The sequence below is a fragment of the Vibrio sp. V10_P2A27P122 genome, assembly GCF_963874335.1.
GTDB lineage: Bacteria > Pseudomonadota > Gammaproteobacteria > Enterobacterales > Vibrionaceae > Vibrio > Vibrio anguillarum.
Window position 1 is genome coordinate 1 of sequence record NZ_CAWNHY010000142.1, and the last position, 4,089, is coordinate 4,089.

A 4,089-nucleotide genomic window follows, 5' to 3' on the forward strand; every position below is an offset into this window, starting at 1 on the left:
CCAATGCACTGTCCAAGAGTGAGTACAGAGTAATGCAAGCAATTGATAAGCAATCTAGCTGCTGCCAGTTAGCTGAAAAGCTATTCATTACCGAGTCAACACTAAAAGGCCATCTTTCAAGAATATACAAAAAACTTGGCGTAAAAAATCGAGCTGAACTAATTGCAAAAATTGACAGAGATAAGCCTAGCTAAGCATGACTGGTTTTAAACGCAGGTGAAAATATTACATTACGAATTTTAAAGGAATAGTCAATGAACACAATAAATATACCAACGAAAGAAGGCAGAAAAGATGTTCCTGCCTTTTTTATTGATGGCGTTGAAGGTTTGGCTATAACAATGGTTAGATTTGGCAGTTTCGATGTGACACACGTTAAGTCTGGCCACTTCATAATTAATGGATTTGAGCGCTTTGCAAATGCTGTTGTTCATATGCTTTCCATTTATCTTGCAATGAAAGAGTCAGGCATTAACCCAGATTGCGAAATAGATGAAATAAGAAAGCAAATCATCGAATCAGATCATGAATGCAAGCATTTAAATCACCTTTCCATCAAAGCATATATAAACATTGTCAAACCTATTATGGGTTTCTCTGGTGAATTCCCATGGGAAGGTGATGATGAAGGGCCACATTGCGAAGTTGAAAAGTTAATGAAACTGCTTAAAGGAAGTAATGGTGAATAAAAATCAGGGAACTAACGGCGGTGAGGCATATAAACAAAAGTGCAACGCCTACTGGGAATCAGTTCGGTTTCAAGTTGAGCTTGCTTACTTAACCGAAGGTTCTTACTCCGCAGCCGCTCGCGAACTTAACCGCAAACGCATTCCAACAATGCACGGAGCGAACTGGCATCCACAAACAGTAAGTGACGCGATCAGTCATTACGCTGAAGTAGATAAATTCAATGGAGATTACTAAATGACGATGACAAAGCCTCTTTCAATTCGTCTACATGATTTACTAAAAAGTGATTTTCCAAACTCATCGTACAACTTGCGGAGATTCGCTTACAGTAAAAAATATCAATCACTAAAGCATCACTATCGTATGTACAAGGATGCTGACGGCGATCTTCATCTTGGATTTCTCGATGATACAAATTGTTTTTTTGGCAGGACGTTAATTCGATTAGCTTGCGGTGACTATCAAACATTTGCATACAGCCTAGATTCGCCAATATGTTCACCAGTTGATGTGACTGAGTGGTTTATTAGCGAATACAAAGAAAAGGGAATGTGCGCTTACACAGACATGCGCCATGGATGGATTGAGAACCATAAAGATAGTGCGACTGATGGAACAACTAGAACATGCATATATTGCGACAAAGTTGAAACGCTTAAATCTAAAATGGTCAGGAAAATTTGGTGGGATTAAACATGAAAAAAGATCTAATTATTTTATCAGCGGCGATGCATTTAGGAATGGCAAGAATGCCAGCCAAACGCAATGCCAAAGCCGATCGCCAGCGCTGCACCATCTACACGCCTGATAGTCCAGAAGTAAAAGTAATGACAAAGCAATTCTGGGAACGAGCCGCGCAAAAAGGAACAGCCAGTTACTATTGCACATGTGATAACGATCATTGCGAAGAGGTTTGGTTCCAAATTGGCCGAGAAGGAGAAACCTGCAGATTATGTAAGGTTGGTAAGCTTCACCATCATGATGTTGAACCTTGGGATTAACCACATAGAAAAACTAACCCTCTATTGAGGGTTTTTTATTGAGGGTATGTTTGTGTTGCTAAAAAATGAAATAGTAGTCGACAACTTTGCGGGCGGCGGAGGTGCTTCCACTGGCATGGAACTTGGCCTTAACCGCCATATTGATATTGCGATAAACCACGATCCCGCCGCGATTGATATGCACAAAATGAATCACCCAGAAACCAAGCACTATTGTGAGTCGGTTTGGGATGTTGATCCCGTTGAAGCCTGTGCAGGTCGTCCAGTTGGTTTGGCTTGGTTTTCTCCTGACTGCAAACACTTCTCAAAAGCCAAAGGCAATAGACCTGTAGATAAAAACATTCGCGGCTTAGCTTGGGTAGCTATCCGCTGGGCTGCACTTGTGCCGGTTCGTATCATCATGCTTGAGAACGTTGAAGAGTTTATGACTTGGGGGCCGGTTGTTGAAGCTGAAGAAGGGAAGTTCAAGCCATGCCCTGATCGAAAAGGTGAAACATTCGAGGCTTTTGTAAAAGTACTCACCACTGGATTGGAGAAACAACACCCAGCATGGGAAGAAATACGCTATGCGCTAGGGGAAAACTTTCCGTATGAAAAACTTGAAAAAGGGCTTGGTTACAATGTCGATTATCGAGTTCTTCACGCTTGTGATTACGGTGCGCCAACCATTCGTAAACGCTTCTTTTTAGTCGCTCGTAATGACAAACAGCCAATCGAATGGCCAGTTCCCACGCACGGCCAGAAAGGTTCAGGACTCATGCCTTACGCGACCGCAGCAGATATCATTGACTGGTCAATCCCTGTTAAATCAATTTTCGGACGAAAAAAACCACTTGCCGAAAAAACAATGGAGCGTATCGCAAAAGGTTTGGAAAAGTTTGTATTTGGTACAGATTCACCATTTGTTGTTAACTGCGAATGCGCATTTATTGCCAAGCACTATACAGGCGTTACTGGTTCAGATTTAAGAGAGCCATTAGCGACCGTTACAACGACTGATCATAACGCACTAGTCATGGCGTTCATGACAAAGTTCAGGTCTGGAAGTGTTGGTTATGATATTGAAACGCCAGTTCATACAATCACATCCGGTGGAGAACAAAAAAGACCTGGCACTGCAAACACCCAAGCTCTAGTAACAAGCCATATGGTTAAGCTGCGCGGCACAAATATCGGCCACGCAACAAATGAGCCACTACACACAATTTCAGCCGGCGGTTTACACCTAGGCGAAGTGCGAGCTTTCCTAATTAAGTATTACGGAACGAGTTTTGCTGAAGGTTGTGACACTCCTATTGGCACTGTAACAACAAAAGACCGCTTTGGTTTGGTTACCGTTCATGGAGAGCAATACCAGATCGTCGACATCGGCATGCGAATGCTTGAGCCTCATGAGTTATTTGCAGCTCAAGGTTTCCCGTCTGAGTACAAAATTACTCATAACTCCCAAGGCAAGAAAATAAGCAAAGCAAGCCAAGTAGCAAGATGTGGCAATGCAGTATGTCCTCCTGTAGCGCAAGCGCTTGTTGAAGCAAATTTGCAGCCATTATCTAAACAAAAAGCAGCATAGGTAACGACCAATTAACATTCTAATAAATGGAGATAAGATGCCGCCGCCACCGCCACCGCCACCAGCTTTTAAGAAGCAATCGCTAGAACAAGTAACAAAACAACTCCTAGACACACTTCAAAATGAAATCCTACCAAGCTTAAACAAAACAGTTGTAGAGCTAAAAAAAGCAAAGCTTAACTACGACGAGGCTGTACATAAGCTTAGAAAACTAAAGCTAAGTAAGGAAAGCAAAAATGCAATCAAAACAGATTGAGGAACAAATTGAAAAGCACTTTAAAAGCGGAGTCATACCTGCCGTTGTAGCGGAAATGGCTTTTCAGGATTTTAGATGGGGAGCCGATCGCCAACTTCACAATAACGTTTGGGATACAATACTTGGTGAAGAGGTTGGCGAAGTGAGCGAGGCCGCGATACTATTTGTAAACGCCAAGCTTGGCCAGATTAAGGGCAATGTTTCAAAGCACACTTTGGAAGTTAACACCAAAGAGTTACGCTCTGAACTTGTTCAAGTTGCTGCAGTAGCAATGCAGTGGATTGAGGCGTTAGATAGGAGCAAATGAAGTGGCAACATACAACGAAATACAAGCAAAAGAAATGGAAATGTTTGGCTTTAGAATGATTAATTCTAGTGCCTTTGGAGATGAAAAACCAACCTTTGCCATTGGTTTTTTTGACGATGAGATTGATCTAGAAAAGATCAAGTCAATGGTTGATAAGCATAAAGAAGAAATTGAAGGTTATCGTAAGCAACGACCAGAAAACCCTATCAATCACACATTTGATATGGAAAAAGGGCTTAGCTCGGTTGAAATGGTTACTGAAGAT

General features: G+C 41.9%; 9 protein-coding genes. All 9 read left to right on the forward strand.

Annotated features, from left to right (window positions below; genetic code table 11):
* Positions 1–194: response regulator transcription factor (locus tag AACQ17_RS07020; protein WP_141201458.1), on the forward strand; the 194-nt coding region annotated here is incomplete at its 5' end.
* A gap of 60 nt (positions 195–254) precedes the next feature.
* Positions 255–689, forward strand: coding sequence for a hypothetical protein (locus tag AACQ17_RS07025; protein WP_094167697.1), 435 nt, complete (start codon positions 255–257; stop codon positions 687–689).
* Positions 679–924, forward strand: a complete 246-nt coding sequence (locus tag AACQ17_RS07030; RefSeq protein ID WP_094167698.1) for a recombinase family protein — start codon at positions 679–681, stop codon at positions 922–924. The genes AACQ17_RS07025 and AACQ17_RS07030 overlap by 11 nt, the downstream gene beginning before the upstream one ends.
* On the forward strand, positions 925–1,383 hold the full coding sequence (locus AACQ17_RS07035; protein ID WP_094147440.1) for a hypothetical protein: 459 nt from the start codon (positions 925–927) through the stop codon (positions 1,381–1,383).
* A gap of 2 nt (positions 1,384–1,385) precedes the next feature.
* Positions 1,386–1,691, forward strand: a complete 306-nt coding sequence (locus AACQ17_RS07040) for a hypothetical protein (protein ID WP_094147439.1) — start codon at positions 1,386–1,388, stop codon at positions 1,689–1,691.
* A gap of 46 nt (positions 1,692–1,737) precedes the next feature.
* On the forward strand, positions 1,738–3,261 hold the full coding sequence (locus AACQ17_RS07045; RefSeq protein ID WP_166538144.1) for a DNA cytosine methyltransferase: 1,524 nt from the start codon (positions 1,738–1,740) through the stop codon (positions 3,259–3,261).
* A 37-nt stretch (positions 3,262–3,298) separates the two neighbouring features.
* A complete protein-coding gene (locus AACQ17_RS07050; protein ID WP_094167699.1) occupies positions 3,299–3,517 on the forward strand; it encodes a hypothetical protein in 219 nt (72 codons plus the stop codon).
* Positions 3,498–3,824, forward strand: coding sequence for a hypothetical protein (locus AACQ17_RS07055; RefSeq protein ID WP_094167700.1), 327 nt, complete (start codon positions 3,498–3,500; stop codon positions 3,822–3,824). Before AACQ17_RS07050 ends, AACQ17_RS07055 begins: the two co-directional genes overlap by 20 nt.
* 1 nt (position 3,825) lies before the next feature.
* Positions 3,826–4,089: hypothetical protein (locus AACQ17_RS07060; protein ID WP_141201459.1), on the forward strand; the 264-nt coding region annotated here is incomplete at its 3' end.